The 18358-nt window shown below is 71.7% G+C and carries 21 protein-coding genes; 8 read left to right on the top strand and 13 right to left on the bottom strand.

Annotation, left to right across the window (positions count from 1 at the left end):
- Positions 1-137: 137 nt before the first annotated feature.
- Positions 138-1541, top strand: coding sequence for an MFS transporter (locus tag ACFP3U_RS16470; protein WP_380226271.1), 1404 nt, complete (start codon positions 138-140; stop codon positions 1539-1541).
- Positions 1542-1571: 30 nt separating this feature from the next.
- On the opposite strand, the gene ACFP3U_RS16465 is transcribed toward ACFP3U_RS16470, so the two are convergent.
- From ACFP3U_RS16465 to ACFP3U_RS16440, 6 genes are all read right to left on the bottom strand, one after another.
- A complete protein-coding gene (locus ACFP3U_RS16465) occupies positions 1572-2597 on the bottom strand; it encodes an LLM class flavin-dependent oxidoreductase (RefSeq protein ID WP_380226270.1) in 1026 nt (341 codons plus the stop codon).
- A gap of 194 nt (positions 2598-2791) precedes the next feature.
- On the bottom strand, positions 2792-3790 hold the full coding sequence (gene gap / locus ACFP3U_RS16460) for a type I glyceraldehyde-3-phosphate dehydrogenase (RefSeq protein ID WP_380226269.1): 999 nt from the start codon (positions 3788-3790) through the stop codon (positions 2792-2794).
- Positions 3791-3984: 194 nt separating this feature from the next.
- Positions 3985-4944 carry a GlxA family transcriptional regulator gene (locus ACFP3U_RS16455; protein WP_380226268.1) on the bottom strand — a complete coding sequence of 320 codons (960 nt, stop codon included), beginning with the start codon at positions 4942-4944 and terminating at the stop codon, positions 3985-3987.
- A 132-nt stretch (positions 4945-5076) separates the two neighbouring features.
- Positions 5077-5808 (bottom strand): DUF998 domain-containing protein, encoded by a 732-nt coding sequence (locus ACFP3U_RS16450; RefSeq protein WP_380226267.1) that lies wholly within the window; start codon positions 5806-5808, stop codon positions 5077-5079.
- 147 nt (positions 5809-5955) lie between these two features.
- A complete protein-coding gene (locus ACFP3U_RS16445) occupies positions 5956-7281 on the bottom strand; it encodes a type III PLP-dependent enzyme domain-containing protein (protein ID WP_380226266.1) in 1326 nt (441 codons plus the stop codon).
- Positions 7282-7525: 244 nt separating this feature from the next.
- Positions 7526-9172, bottom strand: a complete 1647-nt coding sequence (locus tag ACFP3U_RS16440) for a PucR family transcriptional regulator (protein ID WP_380226265.1) — start codon at positions 9170-9172, stop codon at positions 7526-7528.
- 128 nt (positions 9173-9300) lie between these two features.
- On the opposite strand from ACFP3U_RS16440, the gene ACFP3U_RS16435 reads away from it, so the two are divergent.
- Together ACFP3U_RS16435 and ACFP3U_RS16430 are read left to right on the top strand one after the other, a co-directional pair.
- Entirely contained in the window at positions 9301-9981 is a 681-nt protein-coding gene (locus ACFP3U_RS16435) for a hypothetical protein (protein WP_380226264.1), read from the top strand.
- A 55-nt stretch (positions 9982-10036) separates the two neighbouring features.
- Complete coding sequence (locus tag ACFP3U_RS16430) at positions 10037-10543, top strand: ribosomal protein L7/L12 (RefSeq protein WP_380226263.1); 507 nt, start codon at positions 10037-10039, stop codon at positions 10541-10543.
- Positions 10544-10720: 177 nt separating this feature from the next.
- Here the strand turns inward: ACFP3U_RS16430 and ACFP3U_RS16425 are convergent, their stop codons facing one another.
- On the bottom strand, positions 10721-11152 hold the full coding sequence (locus ACFP3U_RS16425; RefSeq protein WP_380226262.1) for a DUF5958 family protein: 432 nt from the start codon (positions 11150-11152) through the stop codon (positions 10721-10723).
- Between the two features lie 335 nt (positions 11153-11487).
- On the opposite strand from ACFP3U_RS16425, the gene ACFP3U_RS16420 reads away from it, so the two are divergent.
- The gene (locus ACFP3U_RS16420; RefSeq protein WP_380226261.1) at positions 11488-12210 is read left to right on the top strand and encodes a GNAT family N-acetyltransferase; all 723 of its coding nucleotides are present in this window, start codon (positions 11488-11490) and stop codon (positions 12208-12210) included.
- A 202-nt stretch (positions 12211-12412) separates the two neighbouring features.
- Here the strand turns inward: ACFP3U_RS16420 and ACFP3U_RS16415 are convergent, their stop codons facing one another.
- The 3 genes from ACFP3U_RS16415 to ACFP3U_RS16405 all read right to left on the bottom strand — a co-directional run bounded on the left by ACFP3U_RS16415 (position 12413) and on the right by ACFP3U_RS16405 (position 13495).
- Entirely contained in the window at positions 12413-12595 is a 183-nt protein-coding gene (locus ACFP3U_RS16415) for a hypothetical protein (protein ID WP_380226260.1), read from the bottom strand.
- Positions 12589-12753, bottom strand: coding sequence for a hypothetical protein (locus ACFP3U_RS16410; RefSeq protein WP_380226259.1), 165 nt, complete (start codon positions 12751-12753; stop codon positions 12589-12591). The genes ACFP3U_RS16415 and ACFP3U_RS16410 overlap by 7 nt, the downstream gene beginning before the upstream one ends.
- A 73-nt stretch (positions 12754-12826) precedes the next feature.
- Positions 12827-13495 (bottom strand): hypothetical protein, encoded by a 669-nt coding sequence (locus tag ACFP3U_RS16405; RefSeq protein ID WP_380226257.1) that lies wholly within the window; start codon positions 13493-13495, stop codon positions 12827-12829.
- A 248-nt stretch (positions 13496-13743) separates the two neighbouring features.
- Here ACFP3U_RS16405 and ACFP3U_RS16400 point away from each other — a divergent pair, with 248 nt between their 5' ends.
- Positions 13744-13965 (top strand): hypothetical protein, encoded by a 222-nt coding sequence (locus ACFP3U_RS16400; RefSeq protein ID WP_380226256.1) that lies wholly within the window; start codon positions 13744-13746, stop codon positions 13963-13965.
- Here the strand turns inward: ACFP3U_RS16400 and ACFP3U_RS16395 are convergent.
- A complete protein-coding gene (locus ACFP3U_RS16395; RefSeq protein ID WP_380226255.1) occupies positions 13948-14085 on the bottom strand; it encodes a hypothetical protein in 138 nt (45 codons plus the stop codon). The two genes, ACFP3U_RS16400 and ACFP3U_RS16395, sit on opposite strands and share 18 nt — an antisense overlap.
- A 102-nt stretch (positions 14086-14187) precedes the next feature.
- Between ACFP3U_RS16395 and ACFP3U_RS16390 the strand changes: the two genes are divergently transcribed.
- Positions 14188-14607 (top strand): hypothetical protein, encoded by a 420-nt coding sequence (locus tag ACFP3U_RS16390; protein WP_380226254.1) that lies wholly within the window; start codon positions 14188-14190, stop codon positions 14605-14607.
- 1133 nt (positions 14608-15740) lie between these two features.
- Here ACFP3U_RS16390 and ACFP3U_RS16385 read toward each other — a convergent pair.
- On the bottom strand, positions 15741-16100 hold the full coding sequence (locus ACFP3U_RS16385; protein WP_380226253.1) for a MerR family transcriptional regulator: 360 nt from the start codon (positions 16098-16100) through the stop codon (positions 15741-15743).
- Positions 16101-16158: 58 nt separating this feature from the next.
- Here ACFP3U_RS16385 and ACFP3U_RS16380 point away from each other — a divergent pair, with 58 nt between their 5' ends.
- Both ACFP3U_RS16380 and ACFP3U_RS16375 read left to right on the top strand, forming a co-directional pair.
- On the top strand, positions 16159-16476 hold the full coding sequence (locus ACFP3U_RS16380) for a putative quinol monooxygenase (protein WP_380226252.1): 318 nt from the start codon (positions 16159-16161) through the stop codon (positions 16474-16476).
- 223 nt (positions 16477-16699) lie between these two features.
- Positions 16700-17968 (top strand): TolB family protein, encoded by a 1269-nt coding sequence (locus tag ACFP3U_RS16375; RefSeq protein WP_380226251.1) that lies wholly within the window; start codon positions 16700-16702, stop codon positions 17966-17968.
- Positions 17969-17993: 25 nt separating this feature from the next.
- On the opposite strand, the gene ACFP3U_RS16370 is transcribed toward ACFP3U_RS16375, so the two are convergent.
- Positions 17994-18347: a hypothetical protein gene (locus ACFP3U_RS16370; protein ID WP_380226250.1), complete on the bottom strand. Its 354-nt coding sequence runs from the start codon at positions 18345-18347 to the stop codon at positions 17994-17996.
- Between the last annotated feature and the right edge of the window lie 11 nt (positions 18348-18358).

The following is an 18358-nucleotide window of genomic DNA, read 5'->3' as shown; positions in this document are numbered from 1 at the left end:
CGGATCAGGGCTCTCCTCGACCTCGGGGTGGATGGCATCATGGCCGATCGCATCGACGTCCTGCGCGATGTCCTCCGCGAGCGCGGCTGCTGGCCCGAGGGCGGCAACGGCTCCAGCCCGGTGATAGGAACCACCCCATGAGCACCGCGACCGACCTGCCGGAGCATCCGGCGACCGCCACCGACGACGGCCGCGCGCTGCGCCGCGCGCAGTTCGGCTGGTACATCAACGACTGGGCCAACGCGGCCTTCTCGGCCACCGTCCTGACGGTGTTCCTCGGGCCGTACCTGACGTCGATCGCCAAGGAGGCGGCGGACGCGAAGGGCGATGTGCATCCGCTCGGCCTGTCGATCCGCGCGGGCTCGTTCTTCCCGTACACGGTGTCGTTCTCGGTGCTGCTGTCGGTCGGCGCGATGCTGCTGCTCGGAACGGTCGCGGACCGCACCGGGCGGCACAAGGAGCTGATGTGCGGCGCCGCGTACGTCGGCGCGACCGCCACGATGGGGATGTTCTTCCTCGGCGGCGACCGCTATCTGCTCGGCGGCGGCCTGCTGGTGGTCGCGAACATCGCGTACGCGGTGTCGGTCGCGCTCTCCTACGCCTACCTGCCCGGTCTGGCCTCGCCCGACGAGCGCGACGCCGTGTCGTCCAAGGGCTGGGCGTACGGGTACGCGGGCGGTGGGCTGCTGCTGATCGCGAACCTGGCGCTGTTCCAGGGCCATGACGCGTTCGGGCTGTCCTCGGGCACGGCCGTGCGGATCTGCCTGGCCTCGGCGGGGCTGTGGTGGGCGATCTTCACCGTCGTGCCGATGCTGCGACTGCCGTCGCGGGCCGGTGCGCTCGCCTCGCCCGGCTCGCCCGCGTCGGCTGTGAAGGGCGAGAAGGGCGACCAGCCGGCCGCCGGGAGTCTGCGCGAACTCGGCCGCACCCTGCGCGCCATGCGCCAGTACCCGCTGACGCTGCTCTACCTGGGCGCCTTCCTCTGCTACAACGACGGCATCCAGACCGTCGTCTCGCAGGCCTCGCTCTACGGCAGCGAGGAGCTGGGCATGGATCAGACCTCGCTGGTCGCCGCCGTGCTGCTGGTGCAGATCGTGGCGATCGGCGGCGCGCTGCTGCTCGGCCGGATCGCGCACCGCTTCGGCGCCAAGAGCACCATCCTGGGGTCGCTGGTCGGCTGGGTGGTCACCCTCGCGCTCGGCTACTTCATGCCGGCCCACCAGCCCGCCTGGTTCTACGCCCTGGCCTGCATGATCGGCCTGGTGCTCGGCGGCAGCCAGGCGCTGTCCCGCTCGCTGTTCTCGCACCTGATCCCGGCGGGCCGGGAGGCCGAGTACTTCAGCGTGTACAAGGTCAGCGACCGCGGCACGAGTTGGATGGGCCCGCTGGTGTTCGGCCTGGCCTACCAGATCACCGGCAGCTACCGCTCGGCGATCATCTCGCTGCTGGTGTTCTTCGTGATCGGCTTCGCCGTGCTGCTGAAGGTCCCCGTCCGGCGGGCGATCGAGGCGGTCGGCAACCCGGTGCCCGAGCGGCTCTGACGACTCTGACAGCTCTGACAGCTCAACCGCTCAACCGAGGTCGGCGGGTTTCCAGCCCAGCGCCGGGCCGAGATGGGTCGCGATGTCGGTGAGGATCTGCACGTAGTCCTCGTGGCCGAAGGTGAACGGCAGCGCGAAGACCACCTCGTCCACCTCCCGGAACCCGGCGTGGGCGGACAGTTGCTCGGCGATCGCGGCGGACGGGCCGACCAGGTCCCGGGCGAACATGGTGCGCGCCGGGCCCTGCGGGGTGGCGGTCCGCGGTGTCCGGGCGCGGACGTACTCCTCGTAGCGCGCCCGCTGTTCCGGCGTGGCGCTGTCGGTGGGGATCACCACCAGCCCCTGCGAGACCCGGGCCCGGGCGCCCAGCGGGTGGTGCGCGCGGAAGGCGGCGATCTGCGAGCGCTGGATCTCGGCGAAGTCCTCCGACTCCTCCGCCCGGACCACGTTGCTGGTGAGCAGGGAGAGCCCCTGCTCACCGGCCCAGCGGGCCGAGCGCAGGCTCCCGCCGCCGTACCAGACGCGGTCGGCCAGGCCGGGCGAGACCGGCTGGACCCGGTCGGAGTACACCTCGATGCCCTCGACCCCGCCGAAGTCGGTGGCCGGTTCGCCGCGCAGGAAGCCCAGCAGCCGGCTCACCCGCTGGTAGCCGAAGTCCTCCGCCTCCGCGGTGTCCGGGTACAGCGCGCCGGAGACCTGCTCCCAGTGGCCGGGACGGCCGACGCTGACGCCCGGGTTGAGCCGGCCGCCGGACAGCAGGTCGGTGGTGGCGAGGTCCTCGGCCAGGCGCAGCGGGTTCTCCCAGCCGACCGGGATGACCGCCGTGCCCAGTTCGATCCGGCGGGTGCGCTGGGTGGCCGCCGCGAGCACGGCGATCGGGGAGGAGATGCCGTACTGGAGGTGGCGGTGGCGCACCCAGGCGCTGTCGAAGCCCAACCGCTCGCCGAGTTCGAGGAGTTGCAGGGTCGACTCGTGCCCCTGGGCCGGGTCGGCGGGGTCGAACAGCCCGATGGTCAGGAATCCCAGCCTGCGCAGGGGCCTCGTGTGCGACGGCACCGGTGTCCTCTTTCCTCGGCGTCCTTGGCGGCTTGCCTCGGCGTGCCGTCCACCGTCACACAGCGGCCGGGGACGCTCAAGGGCCGCCGGGGATTCGTCATCGGGCGCAACATTCCTGTCACGTCCCCGCATCCGAACCCCGGCGGCCCCGGCGGCCTTGGCGGGCGGACCCCCGTCGGAGGGCCCCCGGTCGGTCAGCTGCGGGCGAGCAGTTCCAGGGTGTCGATGACCCGGTTGGAGAAGCCCCACTCGTTGTCGTACCAGGCCACCACCTTGACGTGCTTGCCGTCGACCCGGGTGAGGGCCGCGTCGAAGATGGACGAGGCGGGCTCGCCGGTGATGTCGCCGGAGACCAGCGGCTCGTCGGCGTAGTCGAGGATGCCCTTGAGGGGGCCGTCGGCGGCGGCGCGGTAGGCGGCGAGCACCTCGTCGAGGGTGACCTCGCGCTCGACCGTGGTGTTCAGCTCGACGATCGAACCGACCGGGACCGGCACCCGTATCGAGTCGCCCGAGAGCTTGCCGTCGAGCTGCGGCAGCACCAGGCCGATGGCCTTGGCGGCCCCGGTGGTGGTCGGCACGATGTTGACCCCGGCGGCGCGGGCCCGGCGCAGGTCGCGGTGCGGGCCGTCCTGGAGGTTCTGCTCCTGGGTGTAGGCGTGCACGGTGGTCATGAAGCCGTGCTCGATGCCGGCCAGCGCGTCCAGCACGGAGGCCAGCGGGGCCAGCGCGTTGGTGGTGCAGGAGGCGTTGGAGACGATCACGTGCGCGGCCGGGTCGTAGTCCCCGGTGTTGACGCCGTACGCCAGCGTGACGTCCGCGCCGTCGGACGGGGCGCTCACCAGGACCCGCGCGGCGCCGGCCTTGAGGTGGGCGCGGGCGGCCTCCGCCGAGGTGAACCGGCCGGTCGCCTCCAGCACGAGGTCGACGCCGAGCTCGGCCCACGGCAGGGCGGCGGGGTCGCGCTCGGCGAGCACCTTGATCCGGCGGCCGTCGACGACCAGCTCGTCCCCCTCGACCGTCACCGGGTGGCGGAAGCGGCCGAGCGAGCTGTCGAAGCGGAGCAGGTGGGCGAGCGAGTCGACCGAGCTGAGGTCGTTGATGGCGACCACCTCCAACTCGCTGCCGCGCTCCACCAGGGCGCGCAGGCTGTTGCGGCCGATGCGTCCGAAGCCGTTGATGGCGATGCGGGTCATTGGAGGGCTCCCTCTGTGTGCGTCCGGGGTGGTTCGTCGGGTGGTGACGCATCCATGATCCGAAGTTCGACATGCGGGGGACAGGGGCTGGATCGACATGGTGCGCAAGGATCCCGCCAGACTCTTCGCCAACGATCGCAAGGATCTCGCCACCCTTCGCGCGACCCTTCTCACCGCCTGCCCGGAGCGCCCGCTCAGGTCTCGGCGCGGGCCGCGAAGGTGTGCCGGTACTCGGTGGGCGAGGTGCCGAGGACGCGGTGGAAGTGCAGCCGCAGGTTCGCCCCCGTGCCGAGCCCGACCCGGTCGGCGATCTGCTCCACCCCCAGGTCCGTCCGCTCCAGCAACTCCCGCGCGAGGTCCACCCGCGCCCGCAGCACCCACTGCATGGGCGTGTAGCCGGTGTCCTCCACGAACCGCCGCGAGAAGGTCCGCGCCGAGACCCGCGCGTGCCGGGCGAGCCCCTCCAGCGTGAGCGACTCGGCCAGGTGCGCCAGCGCCCACTCCCGGGTGTCGGCGAAGAGGTCCCCCAACGGCTCGGGCACGCTGCGCGGCACGTACTGCGCCTGGCCGCCGCTGCGGTACGGCGCGGCCACCAGCCGGCGCGCGACGTGGTTGGACAGGCCCACCCCGTGGTCGCGGCGGACCAGGTGCAGGCACAGGTCGATGCCGGAGGCCGCGCCCGCCGAGGTGAGCACCGCGCCCTCGTCCACGAACAGCACGTTCTCGTCGACCCGGATCCGCGGATGACGCTCCGCCAGGACCCTGGCGTAGTGCCAGTGGGTGGTCGCCCGCTTCCCGTCGAGCAGCCCGGTCGCGGCCAGCGCGAACGCCCCGGTCGAGATGGCCGCCAGCCGGGCGCCGCGGGCGTGCGCGGCCACCAGCGCCTCGACGACGGCGGCCGGCGGCGCGGTGGTCGCGGGATCGCGGTAGCCGGGGACGAACACCGTGTCGGCGTGCTCCACCGCTTCGAGGCCCTCCGCCACGTGGTACGACAGGCCGTCACCACCGGCCACCAGACCGGGCGCCGGACCGCAGACCCGGACGGTGTACGGCATGCTCGGCCGACTGGAGAACACCTGCGCGGGGATGCCCACGTCCAGCGGCTTCGCCCCCTCCAGGACGAGTACGGCGACCTGGTGCTTCCTGCGGCTCATCGGACCGGCTCCGCTCCCCCGCGGCCGACCCGGGCGCCGCGGCACGCCCCGGCCGGCACCACACCGACCGCAAGCATCCTGCCACCGGTGGGCGCACCACGGGCCCGCCCACCGGATGCGGACAGGGACGGGTCAGGGAGTGGCGGGGGCGGTCGGGACGGGACGGACGGCGCGGGGGGCGAGGGCCGTGACGGCCTCGCTCTTCACCAGCCAGGCCGCGCCGAAGGCGAGGACGGCGACCGCCTCGCCGAGATAGGGCAGGGTCAGCGGCCAGTCCCGGGCCAGGTGCAGGACCCCGGCCACGACGACGGTCAGCACACCCGCCACGATCACCCAGCCGCAGACCAGGTACACCCAGTCCTGCGCCGGGCGCCGACCGCCCGCTGCCTGGGAGTCCGCGAACAGTCGCAGGCAGAAGTACGCGAGCACGCCGAACAGGCCCACCGCGCAGGCGAGATGGAGCATGCCGATGGTCGTCTGGACCGTACTGGGGTGCGGTACGAGGGAGGACGGCGGCTCGGTGGGGAACAGCGCCACCCCGATCGCCAGCACCCCGGCCACCGAACTCAGCCGGTCCTCCCGGCGGTCGTGGCGGTAGCAGATGAGGAAGACGCCGATGGCGCAGAGGCCGCCGACGAAGACGTTGCGCATGTGGGTGTAGTAGGACGCGCTCATCGAGCTGAGCAGGGCGACCCGGGCGGAGGTGAGGCTGTTGCCGACGGGTAGGACGATCGGCAGCAGGATCCCGAGGACGCCGACGCCGAGGCGCAGGCGGCGCACGGTCCGGCCGTCCTGGGCCTGGAACCGGGACGGACTCTCGGGATTCGCAGGGGTTATGGCTTCGGCAGGGGGGTGGGCGGACATGACGAGGCCTCCTTCGACACGCTGAGGCTGTCTGCACCGCGGCCGGGACGGCGGCCGCGGCAAGGTGATACCCGCGCGCCACCGCCCGGGAACCCCGCCGCGGCCTGCCGTTCTGACCAACCGTCATCACTTCGCAGGGCAGCTTCGTCAGCCCACCGGCCGGAGCAACTCCTCGACGTCCTGCGCCCGGCGCAGCGGTTCGAAGTGCACCGCGCCCGCCGCGTCCACCGCGAAGCCGTGCACGGCCGGCTCGGGCAGGCTGTTGTACTGGAAGTGGGTGGTCGCGTAGTACGCGCCGGTGTCGAGCAGCGCGACCAGGTCGCCGGGCTCCAGCAGCGGCAGCGGACGGCCCGTGGCGACCAGGTCCCCGGCGAAGCAACAGGGCCCGGCGACGTCCTGCGGCACCACCGCGCCGCCCTTGGCCGCGCCCGAGGGGTGGTGGGCGGTGATCCGCAGCGGCCAGGCGTCCGGCATGAACACCGTGCGGGTCGCCACCTGGGCCCCGGCATGGGTGACGGCGATCCGCCGGCCGCCGGAGGTCTTGGTGTACTCGACGTACGCGGCGGTGAACCCGTTCTTGGCCAGCAGCGAGCGGCCGAACTCGGTGGCCAGCCGGTACCCGCCGCCGAACAGCTCCGGGGCGTGGGCCCGCAGCCGCTCGACGTACCCGGCGAAGGTGGGGGCGGTGGTGTCGTCGGCGAAGTTGACGGGCAGTCCGCCTCCGAGGTCGATACCCACCACCTGACGGCGCCCCAGCTCGCCGTTCACCCGCTCCGCGAAGGCCACGGCCTGGGCGACGCCGGCCGCCATGAGGTCCAGCGGGCAGCCCTGCGAGCCGACGTGCACATGGATCCAGGTCAGCCAGGGGCGTTCCCGGAACGCCTCGACCAGCCGCTCCGCGTTCCCCTCGTCGGCCAGCGCGATGCCGAACTTGGACGTCGCGGTGGCGGTGCTCATCGCCCCGATCGAGCCGCCGCCGACCTGCGGATTGACCCGGACGCCGATCCGGGAGGCGGACGCACCGGCCCGCAGCAGCTCGTCGACCCGGGCCAGCTCCTGCCAGTTGTCGATGTTGACGGCGACGCCCAGCTCCAGCGCGCGGACCAGTTCCCGGCGGGTCTTGGCGGGCGAGTCGAGGACGATCCGGCTCGGCTCGAACCCGGCCGCCAGCGCCTGGGCGAACTCGCCGGGGCTGGCCACCTCGCAGCCCATGCCGAGCTCCCGCAGCCGGGCCAGCAGCGGGACCAGGCAGTTCGCCTTCGCGGCGAAGGTGTGCAGCACGTCGAGCGAGGCCGGGAAGGCGGCGCGGAGTCCGGCGACGCTCGCGGCCACGCCGTCGAGGTCGACGAAGGCGGCGAGCAGCGCGTCCTCGGGGTCGAGCAGCCGGCGGCGGACGGCCTCGCGCAGCACGAGGTCACGGCGGGCGGCGGGGTCGGCGTCGGGGTCGGGGTCGGCAGGCTGGGGGAGAGTCATGGTGTCGCGGCTCCACGGGCTCGGTCTCGTCGGGCGGTCTCGGTCTCGGTCGCGGTCTCGGTACCAGGCTGCCGGGCGTCCGGTGGCCGCGTCTTCGTCCCACGGCGCGGATTTCCCGGCGTCGCCCCGCGTCACCCGACCGGACGCCCGCACCCGCGCGCCGGGGTTCGCGTCCGGCGACGAAAACGGCACCCGATCCCCGCGCCACGCAGCGCTTCCCCTCGTCCGGACCCTCGCGTCCCGGTCAGGGCCGGTCGGCGGCCTCCAGGGCGAGCAGGCGCAGCTGAAGATGGGCGAGCAGCCGGGCGTCCGGGTCGTCCAGGTCGATGCCGCAGACCCGCTCCGCCTTCTGCTTGCGGTAGCGGAAGGTGCTGGCGGGCACGCCCAGGGCGGCGGCGGCCCGCGCGCCGTCCCCGGCGTGCTCCAGGAAGGCGCGCAGCGTGTCGAGCAGCACCGCGCTCTCCCCGGGCCTGCCCCGGTACGCCACCAGCCGCGCCACCGAACCGTCCACTGCGGGCAGCCGTTCTTTCAGTGCATCCAGGACGTTCAACAGCGCCACGGTGTCAGCCAGTTCGCCGACCCGGGCGGCCGGCTGGGTACGCGGCGAGCGGCCCAGGCGCAGGGCGCGCAGCGCCAGGTCGGCCGTCCGGGCGGAGTCCGGCGCCAGGTCCAGGGCGGGCCGCACCTCGCCGACACCGATCCGCACCGGCCGGCCGAACTCGGCCGCCAGCTCCCGCGCGAGCGCGTCCGCCAACCGCGACAACCGGGCGGCAGCGCGGGCCGGATCGCTCTCCAAACCACCGAGCAGCACCCGAGCACCACGCTCGGCGGCCACCGCCACCGCCGGGTGGCCGCGCCGCGCGCACCGGGCCCGTGCCGACCGCGCCAGCCGACCGCCGCTGACCGGGGCACCCTCCGCCCCCTCCATTCCCTCCGTCCCCTCCATCCCCTCCACGACCGCGAGCGCCAGCACCGCGCACGGCTCCGCCGGGGGCAGCCCGGTGCGGGCGGCCAGGACGTCCGCCGAACCGTGCCCCTCCAACAGCGCCCGCACCGCCTCCAGCACCAACTCGCGCTGCCCGGCCCGGCGGGCCTGGTCGTGCAACAGGTGGGGCGCCGCGATCCGGGCCGCCGCCCGCAGCGCCTCGGCGACGGTCGGCGGCAGCGGCGCCCCGGTCGGCGCCACCCACAGCGAGCCGAGCACCTCCTCCCCCGCCCGCACCGCGACGGCCGCGCGCTCGGGGACGACGCCGTCGGCCCGACGGTGGAGCGCCCCAGAGCTGCGCCGCAACAGCGCGAGGAACCCGTCCTCCCGCATCGCCGCCCGCCGTTCGGGCGGCACCCGGCGGCCCAGGATGGTGGAGCGGCGGATGTCGTCGACGTCGCGGTTGTTGGAGGAGTAGGCGAGTACCCGGGAGTCCGGGCTCTCGATCGTCACCGCGCCGCCCACCAGCGCGGCGAGCGCCTCCGCCAGCGCGTCCAGGTCGCCGAGCGGCACATTGGCGGCCTCCGCCTCCTCCGCCACCGCCAGGCCGGCCCGCAGCGTGCCGATCAGCTGCGCCCAGTCCGCCCAGCTCCGCCGGAACAGCACCGCGACCCCCGCCTCGGCCGCCGCCTCCCGCAACGCCGCGTTCGGCGGCCCCGCGCCCTCCTCCCGGAACACCACCCCGGCCGCCCCGTCCCGCCCGGCCGCCCGCACCAGCGCGACGGCCGCCGCCGACCGGGGATCGACCCCGACGGCCACCACCAGACCCCCCGGGTCCGCCCCGAACTCCGCCCGGTCGAACACCTCCAGCCCCGCCACCACGACATCCAGCCCCACCGGCGCGACGCCCACCTCCACGACCGCCTCCCCGACCGCCACCACCGCCCGCAGCGTCCGCTCCACCACCCACCACCCCTCCGGGCGTCAAGTCTGCCCGAGGCGTTGCAATCCGGTGACACGGACGGCCCGATTCCGTCGACTGTTCGCACTAGTTTCGATCACGAACGCCGCCGATCCTGCTCAGGAGAACCACCATGCCCCGCAAGGCGTCCCGCCGCACCACCACCGCCCGCACCCTGGCAGGCACCGTCCTGACCGTCGCCCTGCTCACACCCCTGGCCACGGCGTGCGGCCCCGAGACCCCTGCCACCGCGGCGGCCACTACCGCGGCCGCCGCACCCACCACGACCACCACCGCCGTACCCACCACAACCACGCCGACCGCGACCACCCCCACCGCGACGCCCACCGCCACACCCACCGCCACACCCACCTCCACACCCACCGCCACGCCGAAGTCCCCAAGCGGCCGCAACTACCCCCTGGTGGACGGCAGCACAGCCGAAGTCCAGCCGACCGGCAACCAGAACTACACCGCCAGGATCATCCACAACGGCGCCGTCCTCGCCACCCTGGAAACCAAGAACGCCGACGCCGGCCTGGACGCCAACGACATGTTCGTCGTGCTCTCCATCGACGGCCAGGTCCACTCCTGGATGGGCGGCGCCCACCAGGGCCCGGGCACCTTCAAACTCGCAGGCGGCTGGACAGCCAAGGTCACCAAGGTCGGCGAACTCCACTACCGCGCCCAGATCCTCGGCCTCGACAACGCCGTCAACGCCACCCTGGAAGCCAACCAACACGACACCGGAGCCGTCGCCAACGGCACCTACATCGTCCTCACCGCCGGCGGCCGCATCAGCGCCCACATGTGACGCCCCGGCGACCACCAGCGCTCGACCGCTTCCTGCGGATCACCGGACGGGCCAGATGCGAATTCCCGCGACATTGAGGCCCGCCCGGTCGATGGTTACGGCCTCGAAACTGCTGGCCGACCTCAACGAACCGTCGAGCGACGTTAACCCCGTGCTTCAGCCGGTCAGTAACGGTTTACTTGCCTGGTTGTTCGTCTCGCGTCGACAGGAAGTGGTCATGGAGGAACCGGAGTTCAGCGTGCTGCTGACTGAGGTCGGCACTTCGAAGTTGGACGTCATCCAGGCGGTCCGAGCGATAGCAGGCCTGAGCCTCTGGCACAGCAAGCTCTTGCTGGAGGCCACCCCGGTCGTGGTCGCGGAGGACACCTGGTTCGAAGCCGCAGACAAGATCGCGAAGCGCTTGGAGGCAGCAGGCGCCCGCGCTGTCCTGCTTTGCGGATGGTGCGACCGCCGCATTCCCAGCGGGGCCTTCGGAGTGGACCCGGGTCCGTGCGAATCCCCGTACTGGCCCACTGAGAGCTGCCGGGCAGGTTCTCCACCGACGGATCAGACCAGAGAATGATCAACTTGAACTGTCCGCATAAAACTCCGCCATCGTATTCTGCCTGCTCACCCTGGCCGCGTTCGCCTACGGCAACGGGCGGCTGGGACCGAGATGCGTCGGTGGAGTCGGCCGAACAGCCAGTCCGCACCACCGCCCCCCTCGACCGCGGAAAAGCACTCAGCTCCCGACGTCTCCCTACGACCTCTCGCCCGGGGCGGGCAGGTTGTGCCACCCGTGCCCGCAGATTCCCTTGCAGTACGTCTGCCTGCGCCGGGTGTCAGCGACGGAAAAGGCCGAGACGAGGACACGGAACGCGTTGACATGCTCCTCGGCGGGGAGGACCGCGAACCCGTAGCGAGGCGGATCCATACAGATCATCACGGAAGCATTGGCCGTGGACTTCACGCCGGACCGAGCCACTCCCGCCCTCCCGTCCGCGGCCGTGATGTGCGCCTGCATCGCGTAGCCGGCGACTTCCTGTAGGACAGCCTTCCGCTCCACCTGGGAAAGGAGTGAGAACCAGGCTGTCCCGTTCTCCAACGTGCGGAGTCCTTGGGCGACTTCGTTGACGACCCGTTCTGTGGCGCCCCTCATGCCGCACCAGTCCTCACTGCTGATCCCCAACATCTCCTGACCCTCTCATACTCTTCCGGATCGACATGCTCGGCCTCCCCGCGCCCCGGGAGCGACCCCTGTACGCGGATCTCCGCACCTTCGGCTGCGCCTCAGAACACCGCGTACGCGGTCTCCGCCACCACGAGCGGGGCCCCGGCCGGCCCCTTGATCCAGGGGATGCGACCCATGTGCGGTTCTCACCAGGCCGACCACGAGCCGAGGCGGCCAGACTCGGGCCCTTCGGCGTAGGCCTCCTCGGCGCCGCTGTCGTCTGATCAACTGGGTGACGGCCTCGTTGGCTTTATTCCGCAGGTCCGTCGGACACTCGGGCTGGCAGGATCGGTTCCATGTCGATAGATCCCTTGCTGGCCAGAGCCCGTGGGCTGTGGGAGGAACTCGCTTCGGTGCCCGTGTCGTTCGCGCCGTCGGGAGGTGTGAGCGTGGTGGTGTCGACCGAGTCGAGGATGTGCCCCTCGGGTTGGGTGGGCGTGGTAGTGCTGGGCGATTCGGCGATCGTGACCACGCCCAGCGAGGACACCGCCAAGACGGTGCGCGACGCGCTGGCCGACCTTCCGGTAGGGGCCCTCGCCGACGCTCCTTCGGTTCGTGGAGTGCTGCCGGTGGCCCGGATCCTCGGCCCCGCGGCGCTGGCCTATGTGTCCGACGACGGGTTCCGGCCGGTGGCGGCTCGCGGGCTGACGGTGGAACAGGTGCCGGGAGGACATCCTGATCTGCGGAAGCTGGAGAACGTGGCGGGTGCGGACGACTCGGACGAGTCCGGGCTGGGCGAGATCACCTCACCCGCGTTCGTGATTCGTGAGGGTGGCGAGGTCGTCGCCGCTGCCGGATATCGGTCCTGGCCCAGCCGGACCGCCCACGTCAGCGTGCTGACCTCCCCTCAGCGGCGGGGACGGGGCCTTGCCCGGACGGCGGGCTCCGAGGCGGTGGCGCACGCACTCGCGGCCGGGTTGCTCCCGCAGTGGCGGGCTCGGGTGCCCGCATCCCGGCGGGTCGCGCTCGCGCTGGGCTTCCGCGAGCTGGGCGCCCAGCTCAGCGTGGAGCTCGCATAGGAAGCGGGTCGGAGCCCGGCCCGAGGGCGCCCTTGGCCGGAAGCACCTGGGCGGGTGCCGCAACCAACGACACCCGCCCCGCCGCGGCATGCCGGCGTATCAGGTCAGCACGACCTCTTCGGGGCCGTGACGGTCCTGCTCCCCGCACCCGCGGGGCTGATCCCGGCGTTCCCTTCTCGATCTTCTCTGCACCAAGGTCGGGTCAGGACAGTTCAACGAAACGGTGCACGCGGAAGGAGGTGAGATCGTCGGGCTCGATGCTTGCCGAGTCCACCCGGTAACGGCCGGCGCAGAGTTCGAGGACAGTGCTTTCCGCGAGTGTTCCGACCTCGGTGCCGAAGTAGGCGGCGTCGAACATGACCAGCTCGCCGGTGGCATTCAGCACGGGCGCTTCCTCCACTCGGCGGTGGAAATTCCGGCAACGAGTTCCAGCACCCCGCAGGCCCAGTCGTAGTCCCCGTCCGTTCCCGACCAGAGCGACAGAGCATCGCGTGGAACCACGATGAACGGGCCGTCCTCCGTCTCCAGCCACGTCAACGACACGCCGCCTCCAGCTCCAAGATCTCTCCGGCCGCGCCAGCGTACGCGCCGACTCGCTCCCCGCACGTCTTGGCGGTCAGAGCTCCGATGTGTCCGGGGCACTGCAGCCCAGCCTGCGAGCATGCTCGGCGACGACATCGAAGTCCGCGGAGGAGGAAAGCGACGCCACCGTTCGACGGGTGAGCGGGAAGCCTTCCAGGACCGCCACCACCGCGTCACGGTCGACCGCGCGCTCGAAGTAGTCCTCGGCGAAGCTCACGTACGCGTCCGGGCGTCCGTCAACGAGCAGGCCGAACAGCCGGTCGGCACCGTCCGACTCGTCAGGGGCGAACTCCACCGGCCCGCATCGCCACTCGGTCGAGCCGTTCTCACGCCACGCGCACACCGTAGCGTCGAAGAACCCGTCGAACTGGAACTCCGGTGTCTCCGCGTAGTGAGCGAGCGAGGCGGGCAAACCGTCGAGCAGGCCGGGCCAGTGCGCGCGGTCCTCCTCCCGCCACGGACTGGCGTCACTCTCGTGATCGAACCCGTAGAGGAACACCCCGGCCGGATCGAACACGATCGCGTACTGGTCACCGGAGCCGTTGTCCATGAACGCCAGATCCACACCTTCGCGCCAGTCACGCACGAACGAATGAGTGGGAGCGTGGGCATCGAGGATGCCGTCGAGCAGCGCAACCGCCCGGCAGCGAGCGAGCAGCGCGGCGGGGTCGGGCAGCAAGGACACCAGTTCGCGAACGGTCATGGCGCACATTCAACAGCGCACCACCGACATCCCCTCGACCGCGGCAAAACCCTCAGCTCCCGACGTCTCAACAGGCTGGCGCGGATCGCGATGTCCGACAGGCTGGTTCACGAATCGCAAAGCCGTGAGATCGGCCGCAGAGGGCGGCCGAACTCGGGCAAGCTGAGGACCTGTCCGGGGCCCGACCACGTCAGCGCCGCCCCACAATCGACTTCGGCCGGGCAGGGGCGGGTCTTACGATCAAGCCCATGACGAGCACGCCGGAGTACTGGACCATTCACCACTTCTCGCAGGCCAACCCTGCAGGTCCGGGCTGCGACAGCATGCCGGCACTCCTGCGGAGGCTGGCCGATTCGATCGAAGCGTTGGGCCCGGTTGAAATCCAGGATGTTGTCATCGAGTCAGAGATGACCGAGCACGGACCTTGGCGGTCGGGGACGGTCTACTTCCACCTACCTGAAGACGACTGAGCAACGGATGCTGGGCGGCAGCACGGCGTCGTAGGCCAGCGCGGCTTCGACCTCGGCGAGCGGGGCGGGCCGCGCGAGCGCGTCGGCCCGGTACGCGTTGATCGCATGCCGGACGGTCAATAGGTCAGACGCGGGGACGGGCCTGGAGGAGACGGTGACATCATGCCCTCCGACTGCCGCGTTCGCCGCAACGAGGTTCATGCCGGAGGACGGGCGTGCATCGTGGTCGAGTACGACAGCCCCGATCCGCTCGGAGACGTCAACCGGGCCTGGTTCGCCCAGGCGACCCGCTTCGGACTATTCGGAGACACCGGTGAGTTCCTGCTCTGGGTGGATATCCACGACGAGCCCTACGGCGGCGATCTGCGCTGGGCCCGAGTACGGCTCGGGCCGAACTGGAACATCGCGGGCGACAGGCCCACGACGATCAACGGGCCCACCAGGGACGGACTCATCACCATGTCCGTTCATGGTGATGTCATCGTCGAAGGATCGACGGGGCAGCACAACATGGAGGTGCTCGCGGTCCCGAACCCGCACAAGGCGAGCGCCATCCGGCACTACGTCGAGTTCATGCTCCGGGACGGCGAACTCTCCGGCGTCGAAGCGGAGAACGTAAGAAACTGGCTCGGCCGGGAATAGCACCGCCCCGAAACCACCGGCCCGCCGGATCGCCCGGCGGGCCGGCGCCAGTTGTTCAGCCAGTTCGGTGTCTCGTAACCCAGCCACGAGACGACCGCCAAGCCATCGCCGTCGGCTTCGTCCTCAGCTGCCTTCTGCAGGCGCCGGATGTGCTCCATCTGTCCCGGCACTCCGGTGAGTGGCCCGGCCGTTGTGCGCATCGGGGCCGATTCCCAGGAGGAACACCTGGTACTTCTCGGGGTTGCCGTCGGACGCCTGGCAGTTTCCTTCTGATTTCCTCCAGGCTGTTGATCCTCGCCTCGTACTCGTCTTCCTCAATGCCGAAGTCGCCGCCGGGCTTTCCAGTTCGATGATGGAAGACGTGCAGTGGCTCCGGCTGTTCAGGCGCACTTCCTGCCGCAAGACGCACTTCACCCCCCACTCCGTAGCTGACCGGTGACGTTCGGCAAGAACGTAGCCGGCCCCACTGACAACCGATCCCAAAACAGCCGACTGCGCCGGCCGTTGGCCCTCGCACCACTCCGGCTCGCAGCAGCGTCAACGGATCGGAAACCCTCCGTCATCGGCACGGCCCTCGCAAGCGCGATAGTCAGCCGGAGGACCCGGACTCCTCCGGTTGGCTAAGGTGGGCTGTGTTCCTAGATTGCTTGCAGGGGTGACCCGATATGCCCGGATCTACGGAAGTTGCAGAAACCCAGCCCCTCGCCGGATAGACCCACAGCTCATTGAGTCTGCTCCCCGCACCCGCGGGGGTGATCCCATGAGTACGTGAGCAAGGGGGAGCCAGTGACCCTGCTCCCCGCACCCGCGGGGGTGATCCCATGCAGCAATACTCGCCCGCCGTCCCGGGCCTCTGCTCCCCGCACCCGCGGGGGTGATCCCTCGTCCAGCAGCAAGCCCACTTGACCCATGCCCTGCTCCCCGTACCCGCGGGGGTGCTCCCCGGCGCGAGCGGGCGATCCGCGAGGCGCTGCGCTGCTCCCCGCACCTGCGGGGCAATCCACCCGGGTGTCCGGGCGTCTTCCGCCACGACGTTCAGAGGGCTTCCCCCCGCGCGTCGTTCCGCCATACCCGCCGACCCGCCTCCGGGTCGGCGGGTCGACGCTGTGTCCGCCCGGATGCCGGCGGCGGGCTTAGGCGAGGGCGGGGGCGTGGGTCTGGGTGGCGGTGATGAGGCGGGACAGGGAGGTGCGGGTTTCCGAGAGGGCGGAGATGCGGTCGTCCAGGCCCTGGAGGTGGGTCTGGAGGGTTTCCAGTTGGCATTCGGCGAGTGTGCCGTCCTGGCGGACGCACGGCAGGAGGTCGCGGATGACCCGGGTCGGGAGTCCGGCCTCCAGGAGGGCGCGGATGCGGCGGACCACGGCGGGGGTGTCGTCGTCGTAGCGGCGGTGGCCGCTGTCGAGGCGGTGGGAGGCCAGGAGGCCCTGTTCCTCGTAATAGCGCAGGAGCCGGACGGAGGTGTCCGTCGCGGCGGCGAGCTCGCCGATCTTCATGTGGCGCTCCTCACAGCCTCTTGAATCTCACATTGATGTGAGATCTTAACCTGAGGTCATGACGAACACTCATCACCCCATCGCCCTCTACGGTTTCCTCCGCCCCAGGCCGCAGCACGCGGACGAGGTCCGGCGTACCCTCTCCTCCTTCGTGGAACCCACCCGGCAGGAGCCCGGCAACCTGCAGTACCACCTCCACGAGCAGGAGGACGGCCGCTTCTTCCTGTACGAGGTGTGGCGCTCGCAGGAGGACCTGGACCGGCACAACGCGACGCCCCCGCTGCGCGCGTTCCTGGAGAACCTGTCGACCTTTCTGGAGGCGGCCCCCGAGGGCTACTTCAACACCATGATCAGCCCGTATCCCGAGGCCGTGTGACGGACCCGGTGGGTCGGGCCGGGTGGGCGGGATGGAGCGGATGCTCGCGCGCATCCCGGCAGACCGAGGACGGCGGGATGTGTCGTCAAAGGCTCCCCCGGGCCATTGACGGCATCCCGCCCGAGCCGGTTGGCTCGACCCCGAGCCGGCCGCCGGGGGGCGGGCCGCGCGGCGACGGCGAGGGCCGGGCGCGCGGCGAGGGCGCGACGCAGGGAGACACCTCATGAGCAGCACCACCGCACGCACCACCGCACGTACCGCCGGGGCCGCCGCCCTGCTGGTCGCCGGCCTCCTGGCCGGTACAGCCGGCACCGCCGACGCCGCACCCGCCCGGGCCGCCGGCACCGCCAGGGTCAGCACCGGCGTGAACGGCGCCCAGCCCGACGGCGCGTCCTGGGCCAACGGCCTGAGCGCCGACGGCCGGTACGCCGTCCTCGGCTCCGACGCCACCAACCTGGTGCCCGGCGACACCAACGGCGCGACCGACGTGTTCGTCCGCGACCTCCACACCGGCCGCACCGAACGGGTCAGCCTCACCGCCGCCGGCGCCCAGGCCGACGGCTCCTCGTACGACGGCTCGATCAGCGCCGACGGCCGCTACGTCGTCTTCACCTCCACCGCCGCGCTGGTACCCGGCGACACCAACACCGCCGAGGACATCTACCTCCGCGACCGCTGGACCGGCCACACCGAACGCCTCACCATCGGGGACCCGAAGCGCGAACAGCCCGCCCGTGACTCCTACCTGGCGTCGATCAGCTGGGACGGCCGGTACGTCGCCTTCGCGTCCAGCCGGACGGACCTGGTGCCCGGCGAGGTCAACCCGCTCGCCAACGTCTACCTGCTCGACCGGTGGAGCGGCACCACCCGGCTGGTCACCCGGGGCGTCGACGGCGCGCCCGCCGACCGCCCGTCCGCCGCGCCGGTGATCAGCGGCGACGGCAGCAAGGTCGGCTTCACCTCCAAGGCCACCAACCTGCTCCCGGCCGGGGAAATCGGCACGGCCGCCTCCCCCACCGACGACCACGTGTCCGGACGGCCCGCCCGCCCCGGCTCCTCCCCCGCCGGGGGCGCCACCGGGGCCCGCGCGGAGCTCACCAAGCCGCGCCACTACCCGTTCTACGTCCACGACGTCGCCACCGGACGGCTCACGGGCGGCAGCATCGACGAGACCGGCGAACTGCTCGGCGCCTCCACCGGCGCGTTCAGCCCCGACGGCCGCTACGCGCTGTTCGCCGTGCCCGTGCCGAACACCCCCGACAGCACCGGCTGGGAGCGCCACTTCGAGGTCCTCGTGCGCGACCTGCGGCAGGGCACCGTCCGCCGTCTCCCGGCCGGCCTGCCGGGCACCGTGACGACCGGCTCCTCCTACAGCGCCGTGATGGCGGCCGGCAACCGCTGGGTCTACTTCACCTCCGAGGCCGAGAACCTCGTCCCCGGCGACACCAACACCGCCACCGACGCCTTCACCCGCCGCCTCCCCCTCTTCTGACCCTCACCCACGCCGCTGCCCCGCGTCAGTGGAGCGGAGCTGCGTAGAACTGAGGAGCCGGCTGAGCGGGGGCGGTGAGGGCCCCGGCCACGATCAGGGCGAGGCCGATCAGGTGGAACGGGACCGTGATCGCCGAGAGCAGGGTCATCGCCATCAACGGCTCCAGGCCCGAGAACACGGTGTCGAGGCCGAAGGCCGACCCCAGGACGAAGACGAGCGGCCCCGGGGCCGTCACCAGGCAACCGATCATCGCCAGCCGGGCGTTGCGCCCCCGCCGCCGGATGAAGGTACCCGCCACCACGGCCCCGATCAACGGCACGAGCACCGAGACGGCGGTGATGAACAGGTTGATGAAGCCGACGGTCCGGTAGTCGGTCATGGGACTCCAAG

The organism is Kitasatospora misakiensis (assembly GCF_042656005.1).
In the GTDB taxonomy this organism is placed as follows: Bacteria; Actinomycetota; Actinomycetes; order Streptomycetales; family Streptomycetaceae; genus Kitasatospora; species Kitasatospora misakiensis.
Note: the sequence above shows the minus strand (reverse complement) of the source record. Positions and strands in the feature narration are given on the sequence as shown.